The sequence below is a fragment of the Pseudomonas sp. FP1740 genome (genome assembly GCF_030687165.1).
In the GTDB taxonomy this organism is placed as follows: domain Bacteria; phylum Pseudomonadota; class Gammaproteobacteria; order Pseudomonadales; family Pseudomonadaceae; genus Aquipseudomonas.
The window spans coordinates 2,879,807-2,893,060 of the sequence record NZ_CP117461.1; the positions used below are offsets into that span (position 1 = coordinate 2,879,807).

The window sequence follows — 13,254 nt, forward strand, 5'->3', positions numbered from 1 at the left end:
GTCCGGGAGCGAAATATGAACGCAGAGCAACACGACGTTGGCATCTCTCAAGTGGCCGCAGCGATTGCCGAGCCTGCGCGGACGAAAATCCTCTGCTCGCTGATGGACGGCCACGCCCGCACCAGCACCGAGCTGGCGGCGGTTGCGGAAGTCAGCGCCTCGACTGCCAGCGCGCACTTGGCCAAGCTCAAGGAGCTGGCACTGGTGCGTTTGCACGTTCAGGGTCGTCACCGCTATTACAGCCTCGCGGACAAACGTGTGGCCCAGGCACTCGAAGCACTGATGGTGATCGGCCAGAACGCTGCGCCAGTGTTCAACCCGCGCACCCCGGACCGCCTGCAATTCGCCCGCACCTGCTACGACCACATGGCCGGCACGTTGGCAGTGGTGCTGCATGACCGGATGATCGACGCGGGGTGGTTGCTGCAAACCGATGAGCAGGCTTATCGATTGAGCGACAGTGGTGAAGCGTTGTTCGAAGGATTGGGCATCGACGTCAAAGACCTCGGCACTTTGCGCCGCCGCTTTGCCTGTCCATGCCTGGACTGGAGCATGCGTCGGCCGCACCTGGGCGGTGCCTTGGGCGCGGCGTTGCTGCAAACGGCGATCAAGCGCCAATGGATGACGCAGGATCTGGACAGTCGGGCGTTGGCGTTGACGGCAGTGGGGCGAAAGGAACTCGGTCGCCGGTTCGCCGTTGAACTGCCGGCTCAGGGAACGACAGCGCCACTCTCGTCCACCGAGAACAGGCGCCGCGTGATCGCCAGCCCTACGGCTTAACGACTGGCCGAAGCCATCAGCACGCCAAAACCGGCGAAGGTCACGCCTGAAACTTTTGCGGTCAGCCAGGAACCTTTCGGGCTCGACAACCAGCCTTTGGCGGCATTGGCGAGCAAGGCATAGTTGCCGTGCACCAGGATCACCAGAATGGCGTAGGAGGCGACCAGTTTGAAGAACTGGCTGTAGAAGTGCGCCGAGGTGTCGATGAATTGCGGGAACACCGCCAGAAAGAAAAACACCGCCTTGGGGTTCAAAAACTGCAGCGAAGCGGCTTCGACGAATCGATAGCCGGGGCTTGAGGGGCGCGTTTCAAGCAAGGTACTCAAACGATCCGAGCGCCAGCTTTTGTAGCCCAGGTACAACAAATAGGCAGCCCCTGCATATTTCAACGCGGTAAAGGCGTTCGCCGAGGTGCTGAGTATCAGGCCGACACTGGTGGCGCTGACGGCGGCGACGACAAACGCCCCCGACGCGATCCCCAGAATGCCCGGCACCGCCCCCGTCCAGCCGTGGCGTACCGCGTTGGACAGGGTCAGGACCACACCAGGTCCCGGGCTCAAAATAGTCAGGGTGGCGAAGAGTACAAAGAGTCCGTAACTGTTCATGGCTTGCTCCGTCAGGTGGCATTGGCTGCGTGCTGGCAGATTGGCGTGGCGAGGAGGGCGTGACAAACGCTTTAATTACAGCACATAGGTGACTAAATTAGACGCATGAATCCACTACCGCCGCTTAATGCTGTTCGCGCCTTCGCCGTTGCTGCTCGTCATCAGAGCTTCAGCCTGGCGGCCGAAGAGCTGCATGTCAGCCACAGTGCCGTCAGCCGGCACGTCAAATTGCTCGAGGAGTACCTGGGGGTGCTGCTGTTCGAGCGACGTATCCGTCAATCGGTGCTGACGCCGGCCGGCCAGCGCTTCTATGAACAGGTCAGCGCCGGGCTGTCTCAGATCGCCAATGCCGCCACTGCGCTCAAGCAGCATGCCTCGCTGCCTACGGTGAAGATCAATGTGCGTCCGTCCTTTGCCATGCTTTGGCTGACGCCCAGGCTGGCGGATTTCGTTGCGCAGTACCCCGGCATCAAGCCGCAGGTGATCACCCAGACCCAGGCACCCGATCAGGCACGCGACGGGTTCGATATCGTCATTCGCCGTGGTCGTGACGATTGGGCTCCGGCGATTGAGGCGCGAGCGCTGTTCGAAGACGAATTGTTGCTGGTCGCGGCGCCATCGCTGATCGAGCGCCTGCCACTTGAAGACCTCACGTCCCTGAGTCGGCATACGTTACTGACCGCCAAGGCACGCCGCGAAGACTGGCACAATTGGGCCATGCACTTTGGTCAAAGCCAGTCAGCCACTCAGGTCACCCGGCAGTTTGATCACATGCACCTGGTGCTTCAGGCCGCCGTGGAGGGACAGGGCCTCGCCTTGTGCCCGACCTCTTTGCTGGGCAACCATCTGTTGAGTGGACACCTGATCTGCCCGTTGCCCGAGTTGCGCATGCCGTTGCCGCGTTATTACTACGGTGTTGCGCCGGACGTGACGGCGCACACGCGGATCTTTGTGGAGTGGTTGTTTGCCCGGATTGCTCAGGATGAGCTGAGTTGGCAGACACCTCGTGCCGTGACCGCTACGCCCTGAAGTCCCAGACGATCTCCACCACCCGCACCGCCAGCACCAGGTAAACCAGACCCAGGATGATCTGGAACGCCGTGTGATACGGCAACCTGGACAGCCGGCGCAAGCCGTCGCTGACACTGAGCAGCATCAGCAGTGCTGACGTTGCAATCAATCCCCAGCCGGCGAGGTTTGAAGCGAACAATCCCATAAATACATGATGGCCGCCGTGCAACGCGTTGGTGCCCGCCGCGAACAGCAGGGCGCACACCAGCAGGTTCTTGATGTTGTCGAACACTTGCGTGGTGAAATCGGTGTCCAGCAAGGCCAGATACTTTCGCCAGAATTTATCCATGGTTTTGGTGGCACCTGTTGATGGCGGTTGCACGTGGCAAGTCTAGTGACGTTTTGCCCGAAACGCGGACGAAAAAAAGCCCGGCCTTCAATGTGATGGCCGGGCTTTTGTGTTCAAACGAACAGTCGCGTCAGATCAAACCTTGACGATCCAGCCCGCTGGCGCTTCGATGTCGCCGGTCTGTACACCGGTCAGCTCTTTGTAGAGCTTCTGGGTGACCGGGCCGACTTCGGTTTCGCTGTGGAACACGTGCAGCTTGTCTTTGTAGCTGATGCCACCGATCGGGGTGATAACGGCAGCAGTACCGCATGCACCGGCTTCCTTGAAGTCGGACAGCTTGTCGATGAACACGTCACCTTCGACCACTTCCAGGCCCAGACGGGTCTTGGCCAGTTCGATCAACGACAGACGGGTGATGCCCGGCAACACCGAAGGGGAATTCGGGGTGACGAACTTGTTGTCGTGGGTGATCCCGAAGAAGTTGGCCGAGCCGACTTCTTCGATTTTGGTGTGGGTCATCGGGTCCAGATAGATGGCGTCGGCGAAGTGCGCCTTCTTGGCTTGGGAGCCTGGCATCAGGCTGGCGGCGTAGTTGCCACCGACCTTGGCCGCGCCGGTGCCTTGTGGGGCGGCACGGTCGTAGCTGGAGATCAGGAAGTTGTGCGGGGTCAGGCCGCCCTTGAAGTAGGCGCCGACCGGGATGCAGAAGATCGAGAAGATGAACTCGGGTGCGGTACGCACGCCGATGTTGTCACCCACGCCGATCACGAACGGGCGCAGGTACAGCGCGCCGCCGGTGCCGTAAGGCGGGATGAAACGCTCGTTGGCGCGGACCACGTCCTTGCACGCTTCGATGAACTGTTCGGTGGACACCTGCGGCATCAGCAGGCGCGCGCAGCTGCGTTGCATGCGGGCGGCGTTCTGGTCCGGGCGGAACAGGTTGATCGAACCGTCCTTGCAACGGTAGGCCTTCAGGCCTTCGAAGCACTGCTGGCCATAGTGAAGGGCCGTAGAGCCTTCGCTGATGTGCAGCACGTTGTCTTCGGTCAGGGTGCCTTTGTCCCACTCGCCATTACGCCAGTGCGACAGATAGCGCTTGTCTGTCTTGATGTAGTCAAAACCCAGCTTGTCCCAATTGATGCTTTCGTTACCCATGACACCCTCTATCACTTAACAACCGTCGAAACGGTTCAAGGCTTCTGACATTTTTCTGGATGGGGACAACAATACTTCATTCCGGGCCTAAATCGCAGCCCGGATTACGAACTCCGCGACCATCGATGCACCTCGTTGTAGCAGCTGCCTCGCGGTGCTCGACAGCTGCTACCAAGGGTTGCGTTAGTCTTTAAAGGTGCAGGGCATGCCCCAACGCACGCAACGCCGCTTCCTGCACCGCCTCGCCGAGCGTCGGATGCGCGTGGATGGTGCCGGCGATGTCTTCCAGCCGCGCGCCCATTTCCAGGCTCTGACCGAACGCCGTCGACAACTCCGAAACACCCACACCCACCGCCTGCCAGCCAATAATCAGATGATTGTCACGCCGCGCCACGACCCGCACGAAGCCGCTTTTCGACTCCAGTGTCATCGCCCGGCCATTGGCGGCGAACGGGAAGCTGGACACGATGCAGTCCAGCCCCGCAGCCTTGGCCTCGTCCGGGGTCTTGCCGACCACCACCAGTTCCGGGTCGGTGAAACACACGGCGGCAATGGCGGTCGGGTTGAATTCGCGGTGTTTGCCGCTGATCAGCTCGGCGACCATCTCGCCCTGGGCCATGGCCCGGTGGGCGAGCATCGGTTCGCCGCTGAGGTCGCCGATGGCGTAGACATTGCGCATGCTGGTCTGGCAACGGTTGTCGATCTTGATTGCCGAACCGTTCATGTCCAGGTTCAAGGCTTCGAGGTTCCAGCCCTGGGTGTTGGGTTTGCGACCGACGGCCACCAGCACCTGATCGGTTGCAAGATTCAGGATGTCGCCGTTCGGGTCGCGAACTTGCAGTAAATTTCTTTGCGAATCAAAACCTTCAACGCTGTGCTTCAAGTAAAGCTTCACGTCGAGTTGTTTGAGTGCTTCGTGCACCGGATGGGTCAGTTCGGCATCGTAGGCCGGCAGAATACGATCCTGCGCCTCGACCACGCTGACCTCGGCGCCGAGCTTGCGATAAGCAATCCCCAGCTCCAGACCGATGTAACCGCCACCGACCACAACCAGCCGTTTCGGCACGCTTTTCGGCGTCAGGGCTTCAGTGGAGGAGATGATCGGCCCGCCAATCGGCAGCATTGGCAGGTTGACGCTTGTCGAACCGGTGGCCAGCACCAGGTGCTCGCACTGAATCCGCGTGTCGCCGACTTCAACGGTTTTGCCGTCGATCACTTTCGCCCAGCCGTGGATGACCTGGACCTTGTGCTTCTTTAGTAGTGCCGAGACGCCAGTGGTCAGGCGATCGACGATGCCGTCCTTCCACTCGACGCTTTTGCCGATGTCCAGGGTCGGCGCCGATACGCTGATGCCCAACGCCGAGTACTGGCTGTGGTGCTGTGTCTGATGGAACTGTTCGGCGACGTGGATCAACGCCTTGGACGGAATGCAGCCGATGTTCAGGCAGGTGCCGCCCAACGATTGGCCTTCCACCAGAATGGTCGAAATGCCCAACTGACCGGCACGGATCGCCGTCACATAACCGCCAGGGCCGCCACCGATGATCAGCAGCGTGGTATTTAGAGTCTGTTGCATTCCTTACTCCACAAACAGCGTTGCGGGTTGTTCGAGCAAGCCACGAATGGCCTGGATGAAGAGCGCCGCGTCCATGCCATCGACCACGCGGTGATCGAAGGAGCTGGAGAGGTTCATCATCTTGCGGATCACGATCTGGCCTTTGATCACCATTGGCCGTTCGACGATTTTGTTCACGCCGACGATCGCCACCTCCGGCAGGTTCAGCACCGGCGTGCTGACGATGCCGCCCAGGGCGCCGAGGCTGGTCAGGGTGATGGTCGAGCCGGACAGCTCATCGCGGCTGGCCTTGCCAGTGCGTGCGGCAGTTGCCAGGCGGGAGATTTCCGCGGCGTTGTCCCACAGGCTGCGGGCTTCGGCGTGACGCACCACCGGCACCATCAAACCGATGTCGGCTTGCGTGGCGACGCCCACATGCACCGCGCCGAGGCGGGTGATGACCTGGGCCTCGTCGTCGTAACGGGCGTTGATCTGCGGAAAGTCGCGCAGGGCCACGACCAGGGCGCGCACCAGGAACGGCAGCAAGGTCAGCTTGCCACGGGTCGCGCCGTGTTTTTCGTTCAGGTGCGCACGCAGTTCTTCGACGGCGGTGACGTCGATTTCTTCGACGTAACTGAAGTGGGCAGCACGCTGGGTGGCGTCCTGCATGCGCTGGGCGATCTTGCGGCGCATGCCGATCACCGGGATTTGCTGTTCATCGTTACGCTGGGCGTAAGCGGCGGTGGCGGTCGATGCGTTCGACTGACCCTGAGCCAGATAAGCTTCGAGGTCTTCGTGCAGAATCCGCCCGGCAGGGCCGCTGCCACGCACCAGGCGCAGTTGAATGCCAAGGTCCAGCGCATGCTTGCGCACGGCCGGGGAGGCCAGCGGACGTTCGTCGGCTTCACGCGCGACCATCGGTCCTTGGCAAGCGGCAGCCGGACGCGGGGCCGCTGCAGCCGGTGTGCTTTCTATGACGGCTTCAACTTTCGGCGCCGCCACAGGTGCTTCTTTAATAACAGCCGCTGGCGCAGTCGATTCCTTAACGTTGCCTGCGCCTTCGACTTCAATGCTGATCAGCACGCTGCCGACCGCCATGACTTCGCCCGGCTGTCCACCCAGTGAAATCACCTTGCCGTTCACCGGCGAGGGGATGTCGACCATCGCCTTGTCGGTCATCACATCGGCCAGCACCTGATCTTCGACGACCATGTCGCCAACCTTGACGTGCCACTGAGACAATTCAACTTCTGCAATGCCTTCGCCAATGTCCGGCATTTTAATAACGTGCGTGCCCATTCAGACCTCCATAACCCGATGCAAAGCCGCGCCCACACGGGACGGACCAGGGAAATACGCCCACTCTTGCGCGTGCGGGTAGGGGGTGTCCCAACCGGTCACGCGCTCGATTGGCGCTTCCAGGTAGTGGAAGCAATGCTCTTGCACCAGCGCGACCAGCTCGGCGCCGAATCCGCAGGTACGGGTCGCTTCGTGAACAACTACACAGCGTCCGGTTTTCTTCACCGACTTGACGATGGTTTCCAGGTCCAGCGGCCACAGGCTGCGCAGGTCGATGACTTCGGCGTCGATGCCGGTTTCTTCAGCGGCGACTTGCGACACATAAACCGTGGTGCCGTAGGTCAGGATGGTCACGTCCTTGCCCGGACGGGTAATGGCGGCCACATCCAGCGGCACGGTGTAGTAACCGTCCGGCACTTGTGCGGCGGGGTGCTTCGACCATGGGGTTACCGGGCGCTCGTGGTGACCGTCGAACGGGCCGTTGTACAGGCGTTTTGGCTCGAGGAAGATCACCGGGTCATCGTTTTCGATGGAGGCGATCAGCAGGCCTTTGGCGTCGTAAGGGTTGGACGGCATGACGGTGCGCAAACCGCAGACCTGGGTGAACATCGCCTCGATGCTCTGGCTGTGGGTCTGGCCGCCGTAGATGCCGCCGCCGCAGGGCATGCGCAGGGTCATCGGCGCGGTGAACTCGCCGGCCGAGCGATAACGCAGGCGGGCGGCTTCGGAAATGATCTGGTCCGACGCCGGGTACACGTAGTCGGCGAACTGGATCTCGGCCACTGGCCGCAAACCGTAAGCACCCATGCCCACGGCGACACCGACGATGCCGCTTTCGGAAATCGGTGCATCGAACACCCGGGAGGTGCCGTACTTGTTCTGCAGCCCTTCGGTGCAACGGAATACGCCGCCGAAGTAGCCCACATCCTGGCCGAACACCACGACGTTGTCGTCACGCTCAAGCATCACATCCATGGCCGAGCGCAGGGCCTGGATCATGGTCATGGTGGTCGTGGTCATGGCGGTTTCCAACTGAATATTATTGTTGTGATCGTTCATGTCAGATCCCCAACTCCTGACGCTGGCGCTTCAAGTGCTCCGGCATCTCTTTGTAGACGTCTTCGAACATGGTCGCGGCGCTCGGAATCTGGCCGCCGGCGAGGGTGCCGTACTGCTCGGCTTCTTTCTGCGCGGCGATCACTTCGGCTTCCAGTTCGGCGCTGACTGCGGCGTGTTCCTCCTCGGACCACTGACCGATTTTGATCAGGTGCTGCTTGAGGCGTGCAATCGGGTCACCCAACGGGAAGTGACTCCAGTCGTCCGCAGGACGGTATTTGGAAGGATCATCGGAGGTCGAGTGCGGGCCGGCACGGTAGGTGACCCATTCGATCATGGTCGGGCCGAGGTTGCGCCGCGCGCGTTCGGCAGCCCAGGCGGATGCAGCGTAGACCGCGTAGAAATCGTTGCCATCGACCCGCAGGGAGGCGATGCCGCAACCGACGCCGCGTCCGGCAAAGGTGGTGGCTTCACCGCCGGCAATCGCCTGGAACGTCGAGATCGCCCACTGGTTGTTGACCACGTTGAGGATCACCGGCGCACGGTACACGTGGGCGAAGGTGAGGGCGGTGTGGAAGTCCGATTCAGCAGTGGCACCGTCGCCGATCCACGCCGAGGCGATTTTGGTGTCGCCCTTGATCGCCGAGGCCATGCCCCAGCCCACCGCCTGGACGAATTGGGTGGCGAGGTTGCCGGAAATGGTGAAGAAACCGGCTTCCTTGACCGAGTACATGATCGGCAGCTGACGGCCCTTGAGCGGATCGCGCTCGTTGGACAGCAGTTGGCAGATCAGGTCCACCAGCGGCACTTCGCGAGCCATCAGGATGCTTTGCTGACGGTAGGTGGGGAAACACATGTCGTCGATGTTCAGGGCCAGGGCCTGGGCGCTGCCGATGGCTTCTTCGCCGAGGCTCTGCATGTAGAACGACATTTTTTTCTGGCGCTGGGCGACCACCATGCGATTGTCGTAGATCCGCGTCTTGAGCATGGCGCGCATGCCTTTACGCAGGATCTCGACGGGTACACCTTCAGCCCATGGGCCGAGGGCATTGCCCTGGTCGTCGAGCACGCGAATCAGGCCTTTGGCCAGATCTGCGGTATCGGCCGGTTCTACGTCGATTGGGGGTTTGCGCACCGTGCCGGCATCGGTCAGATGCAGGTAGGAGAAGTCGGTTTTGCACCCCGGGCGGCCCGAGGGTTCGGGAACGTGCAGGCGCAGCGGTTCGTACGCTTGGTTCATGGCTTCTACGCTCGATCTTGTGAATTTCTTGTAGTGAGCTGGCAGTCATTCTTCGGTAAAAGAATTCTTGTCCTACAACAATCATAGGCCGGGCCAAGAAGAATATTTCTCTGTGTTTCGTTGCGCTGGAGGTCATTTGAGGATAAAAAATCTGCATAAACATAAAAAACAGGTGTTTTTGTCTCATGCGCAAACTGGACCGTACCGACATCGGCATTCTCAACAGCCTTCAGGAGAACGCACGCATCACCAACGCCGACCTCGCGCGCTCGGTGAACCTGTCGCCCACGCCGTGCTTCAATCGGGTCAAGGCGATGGAAGAATTAGGGCTGATTCGCGAGCAGGTGACGCTGTTGGATCCCGATCTGCTGGGGTTGCATGTGAATGTGTTCATTCACGTCAGCCTGGAGAAGCAGGTGGAAGAGGCGTTGCAGCACTTCGAAGAGGCGATTTCGGATCGTCCGGAGGTGATGGAGTGCTATTTGATGGCCGGCGACCCGGACTATTTGATCCGCGTGCTGGTGCCGACCATCCAGTCGCTGGAGCGTTTCATGATGGACTTCCTGACCAAGGTGCCGGGGGTGGCGAACATTCGTTCGAGTTTTGCGCTCAAGCAAGTGCGCTACAAGACGGCGTTGCCGTTGCCGGCGAATGGTCTGACCCTGGCCAATTGAAGATCGCAGTTGTAGCGGCCGTAGCAGCTGTCGAGCACCGCGAGGCAGCGTTCGGGGCTAGAGTTGGTTCAGGGGGATTTTCAGGTAGGTCACGCCATTGTCTTCCGCGGGCGGCAAATTCCCTGCCCGCACATTCACCTGAATCGCCGGCAGCAACAGCGTCGGCATGCACAAACCAGCGTCACGCTGGGTGCGCATCGCGACGAAGGAGGCTTCGTCGACGCCGTCGTGAATATGAATGTTGCTTTTACGCTGCTCGCCAACCGTACTCTGGCATTGCGGGGCGCGGCCCTCGGGCGGGTAATCGTGGCAGACGAAGAGGCGCACGCTGGCGGGGAAGGCCAGCAGTTTGCGGATCGAGGCGAACATCTGGTTGGCGTTGCCGCCGGGGAAGTCGCAACGTGCGGTGCCGACATCCGGCATGAACAACGTGTCGCCCACCATAATCACGTCGCCGTCGATCAGGTAAGCCATGTCCGCCGGGGTATGTCCGGGCACATGCAGGGCTGTGGCCTTGAGGTTGCCGATGCGGAATGACTCGTCCGGCGCGAACAGGTGATCGAACTGCGAACCGTCGACCCTGAATCCCGGTTCAAGATTGAACAGTGTCTTGAACACCCCCTGAACCTTGCTGATCGACTGACCGATCGCAATCTTGCCCCCCAGTTCCCGGCGCAGATAAGGCGCGGCCGACAGGTGGTCGGCGTGGGCATGGGTTTCCAGCAGCCATTGCACCTGCAACTGGTGTTGGCGAACGAAGGCGATGACCTTGTCGGCCTGGACGGTCGAGGTACGTCCGGCGGCGGCGTTGTAATCGAGCACCGGGTCGACAATCGCGCAGTGCCCGCCATCGTGCTCGTAGATCACATAGCTGTAGGTCTTGGATGCGGGGTCGAGGAAGGCTTCAATCAAGGCGGGCATGGTGGCTGTTTCTGTTTGGACAAGCCCTGAGGGTAGTTTCATTTTCCCTGCGTTGACCAGCCCCGCATCAATTCAATTAATGAAAAAAACTGTGCGGGCTCTATCCTGTCACTCAATCGATACCGGGCGTCCCCGGCCTTTTTTCGCGGATCATGAGTGTTCTATGTTGTTGGCAAGTTTTTTTGGCCTGGTCATGGGCCTGGTGCTCGGCTTGACCGGAGCCGGTGGAGGTATTCTTGCTGTGCCGGCCCTGGTGCTCGGGCTGGGTCTGACCATGACCCAGGCGGCGCCCGTCGCGTTGTTCGCGGTGGGCAGTGCGGCGGCGATCGGTGCGATCGACGGGTTGCGCCATGGCCTGGTGCGCTATCGCGCGGCGCTGTTGATTGCTTTGCTCGGCGCGGTGTTTTCGCCGGTGGGCATCTATTTCGCCCATCAGTTGCCGGAAAAGATCCTGAAAATCCTGTTCAGTCTGCTGATGGTCATGGTGGCCTGGCGGATGCTGCGCCCGGAAAAGCTCGACGCCGGCCCGAGCGATCACGGCCACGCCAACTGGGGCCATAAAAATTGCATGCTCGATCAACAGACCGGGCGTTTTTCCTGGACCGCCAAATGCACCGCGACCCTCGCCGCGCTCGGTGCGGTCACTGGTGTGGTCTCGGGGTTGCTCGGGGTCGGTGGCGGTTTTCTGATAGTGCCTGCGTTCAAGCAACTGACCGATGTGCAGATGCGCGGGATCGTCGCCACGTCGTTGATGGTGATCAGCCTGATCTCGATCATCGGGGTAATTGGCGCGTTTCACGCCGGGGTGCGGATCGATGGTTTGGGCATGTCGTTCATTGTCGCCAGCATCGTCGGGATGATCCTCGGCCGAAAACTCTGCGCGCGGGTGCCGGCCCGAGGGTTGCAGATCGGCTTTGCCAGCGTCTGCGTGGTGGTTGCCGTTTACATGCTGTTTAGAGCGCTCGCCTAGCGCGCACCGGTTCCTGTGGCCGCCAGTCGGGTCCACAGGCTTACACCCTAAGTTCCGGGCCCGGCCGACGGGCGGTCTTACACCGAATTTGCCGCGCGCTACCGGCCACCCCAAAGCACCTGACAACCCCCCCCAAGGCAGCGTATGACGCCGCCTGTCCGCTTTCGATAATCGCCTCCGACATCAAGTCCCCGTAGCGGAGCGCGTCATGCACAACAATAAGAACTTCAAGCATCGTTTCTTGCCGGCTTTCATCGTTAGTCTGTCATCCCTGGGCCTGAGCTCAATCACCCAGGCCGAAATCATGCTGTATGACAAGGACCAGACCACGTTCTCTACCGATGGCTACATCAACGCCTTCTACGTCAACAGCAACGTGGACCGGGCCGGCGATCAGTACGACCGGCGCCAGGCGCGGGTGAAGATGGGCTTTTTACCTAACTATCTGGGTTTCAACATGGGCAAGCAGGTCGATGACCTCAAGCTCGGCGCCCGGGCCTCGTTCTGGGTGACCATCAACGACAGCGAAACCAACGGCACCGACACCGCCATCGACGTGCGGCAGTTCTACGGCACGGTGGCCAACCCGGAATGGGGCGAGGTGCTGATCGGCAAGGATTTCGGCCTGTTTGCCCGCTCCAACATCCTGCTCGACGAACTGCTCGCCGGTTACGGTCAGGTCAGCGATACGTTGGGCCTGGTGGACGGCGGCGGGGTGTCGTTCGGCAATATCGGCAGCGGCTATCCGTACCCGTTCCCGACGTCGCAGATTACCTATCGCACCCCAATGATGGACGGCTTGCGGGTCGCGGTGGGGATAATGGACCCGGTCGACACCAACGACAGTAGCGCAACCGGCAAGGCCTACCAGAAGAACCCGCGTACCGAGAGCGAGATCACCTATCAGTTCGACCTCGGCGGAGCGAAGATTTACAGCTGGCTCAACGGTAGCTACCAGACCTCCGACAACACCGACTCCAACGTCGAGTCCGTCACCTCCAAAGGTGTCGGTTACGGTGTGCAGGCGAAGATGGGCGGGCTGTCGCTGACCGGTTCCGGTTTCCAGGCCAAAGGCATTAACCCGTTCTTCACCAACAACGCCGGCGAGCCGACCTTGCGCAATGTCGACAGCGACGGCTACCTGTTGCAGGGCTCCTACAAACTGGGCAAGAACCGTCTGGCCTTGTCTTATGGCAAGACCAAGGACGACGGTAACGGCGTGGTCGGCAGCGGCGCCGATTATGAGACTCGCGGCGTTGCGCTGTTCCATGACGTCAACGACAACCTCAAGCTGGTGGCCGAGTACAACCAGTTCGAAATCAACGGCCACGACACCAGCGCCCAGAATGAGAACACCGATACCTTTGCGGTGGGGGCGGTGTTGACCTGGTAGGGGCTGACTAACCACTCCTTGTGGCGAGAGCGCTTTCTGTGGAGAGGGAGCTTGCTGTGGCGAGGGGGCTTGCCCCCGTTGGGTCGCGAAGCGGCCCCGATTTTGGTCGCGCATCGGCCAGTTTCGGGGACTGCTGCGCAGTCCAACGGGGCGATGCGGCGTTCCGACAAGCCCCCTCGCCACAAAAGCTCCAGCCACGCAATCGTGCAAATCCCCCTCTCATCCCATCGAACCACCCACCCGCTA

At 60.9% G+C, this 13,254-nt stretch carries 13 protein-coding genes; 5 read left to right on the top strand and 8 right to left on the bottom strand.

What is annotated here, in order from left to right; translation table 11 throughout:
• The first annotated feature begins 15 nt into the window (after positions 1 to 15).
• A complete protein-coding gene (locus tag PSH69_RS13145) occupies positions 16 to 780 on the top strand; it encodes a helix-turn-helix transcriptional regulator (protein ID WP_305412391.1) in 765 nt (254 codons plus the stop codon).
• On the opposite strand, the gene PSH69_RS13150 is transcribed toward PSH69_RS13145, so the two are convergent.
• Complete coding sequence (locus PSH69_RS13150) at positions 777 to 1,385, bottom strand: LysE family translocator (RefSeq protein ID WP_305412392.1); 609 nt, start codon at positions 1,383 to 1,385, stop codon at positions 777 to 779. The genes PSH69_RS13145 and PSH69_RS13150 overlap by 4 nt on opposite strands.
• Positions 1,386 to 1,490: 105 nt before the next feature.
• Between PSH69_RS13150 and PSH69_RS13155 the strand changes: the two genes are divergently transcribed.
• On the top strand, positions 1,491 to 2,414 hold the full coding sequence (locus PSH69_RS13155; RefSeq protein WP_305412393.1) for a LysR substrate-binding domain-containing protein: 924 nt from the start codon (positions 1,491 to 1,493) through the stop codon (positions 2,412 to 2,414).
• Here the strand turns inward: PSH69_RS13155 and PSH69_RS13160 are convergent.
• From PSH69_RS13160 to PSH69_RS13185, 6 genes are all read right to left on the bottom strand, one after another.
• A complete protein-coding gene (locus PSH69_RS13160) occupies positions 2,404 to 2,745 on the bottom strand; it encodes a hypothetical protein (protein ID WP_105345583.1) in 342 nt (113 codons plus the stop codon). The genes PSH69_RS13155 and PSH69_RS13160 overlap by 11 nt on opposite strands.
• Before the next feature lie 135 nt (positions 2,746 to 2,880).
• Entirely contained in the window at positions 2,881 to 3,900 is a 1,020-nt protein-coding gene (locus tag PSH69_RS13165; RefSeq protein WP_019579417.1) for a branched-chain amino acid aminotransferase, read from the bottom strand.
• Between the two features lie 190 nt (positions 3,901 to 4,090).
• Positions 4,091 to 5,476 carry a dihydrolipoyl dehydrogenase gene (gene lpdA / locus PSH69_RS13170; protein ID WP_305412394.1) on the bottom strand — a complete coding sequence of 462 codons (1,386 nt, stop codon included), beginning with the start codon at positions 5,474 to 5,476 and terminating at the stop codon, positions 4,091 to 4,093.
• A 3-nt stretch (positions 5,477 to 5,479) separates the two neighbouring features.
• Positions 5,480 to 6,754: a dihydrolipoamide acetyltransferase family protein gene (locus tag PSH69_RS13175; protein ID WP_305412395.1), complete on the bottom strand. Its 1,275-nt coding sequence runs from the start codon at positions 6,752 to 6,754 to the stop codon at positions 5,480 to 5,482.
• A complete protein-coding gene (locus PSH69_RS13180) occupies positions 6,755 to 7,813 on the bottom strand; it encodes an alpha-ketoacid dehydrogenase subunit beta (RefSeq protein ID WP_018929724.1) in 1,059 nt (352 codons plus the stop codon).
• 1 nt (position 7,814) lies between these two features.
• On the bottom strand, positions 7,815 to 9,050 hold the full coding sequence (locus tag PSH69_RS13185) for a 3-methyl-2-oxobutanoate dehydrogenase (2-methylpropanoyl-transferring) subunit alpha (protein WP_018929723.1): 1,236 nt from the start codon (positions 9,048 to 9,050) through the stop codon (positions 7,815 to 7,817).
• A gap of 185 nt (positions 9,051 to 9,235) precedes the next feature.
• Here PSH69_RS13185 and bkdR point away from each other — a divergent pair, with 185 nt between their 5' ends.
• The gene (gene bkdR / locus PSH69_RS13190; RefSeq protein ID WP_305412397.1) at positions 9,236 to 9,724 is read left to right on the top strand and encodes a Bkd operon transcriptional regulator BkdR; all 489 of its coding nucleotides are present in this window, start codon (positions 9,236 to 9,238) and stop codon (positions 9,722 to 9,724) included.
• 57 nt (positions 9,725 to 9,781) lie between these two features.
• Here the strand turns inward: bkdR and PSH69_RS13195 are convergent, their stop codons facing one another.
• Positions 9,782 to 10,645: an MBL fold metallo-hydrolase gene (locus PSH69_RS13195; RefSeq protein WP_305412398.1), complete on the bottom strand. Its 864-nt coding sequence runs from the start codon at positions 10,643 to 10,645 to the stop codon at positions 9,782 to 9,784.
• A gap of 163 nt (positions 10,646 to 10,808) precedes the next feature.
• Here PSH69_RS13195 and PSH69_RS13200 point away from each other — a divergent pair, with 163 nt between their 5' ends.
• Both PSH69_RS13200 and PSH69_RS13205 read left to right on the top strand, forming a co-directional pair.
• On the top strand, positions 10,809 to 11,615 hold the full coding sequence (locus PSH69_RS13200) for a sulfite exporter TauE/SafE family protein (RefSeq protein WP_305412399.1): 807 nt from the start codon (positions 10,809 to 10,811) through the stop codon (positions 11,613 to 11,615).
• A gap of 208 nt (positions 11,616 to 11,823) precedes the next feature.
• Positions 11,824 to 13,008 carry a porin gene (locus PSH69_RS13205; RefSeq protein WP_305412400.1) on the top strand — a complete coding sequence of 395 codons (1,185 nt, stop codon included), beginning with the start codon at positions 11,824 to 11,826 and terminating at the stop codon, positions 13,006 to 13,008.
• Positions 13,009 to 13,254: the final 246 nt, after the last annotated feature.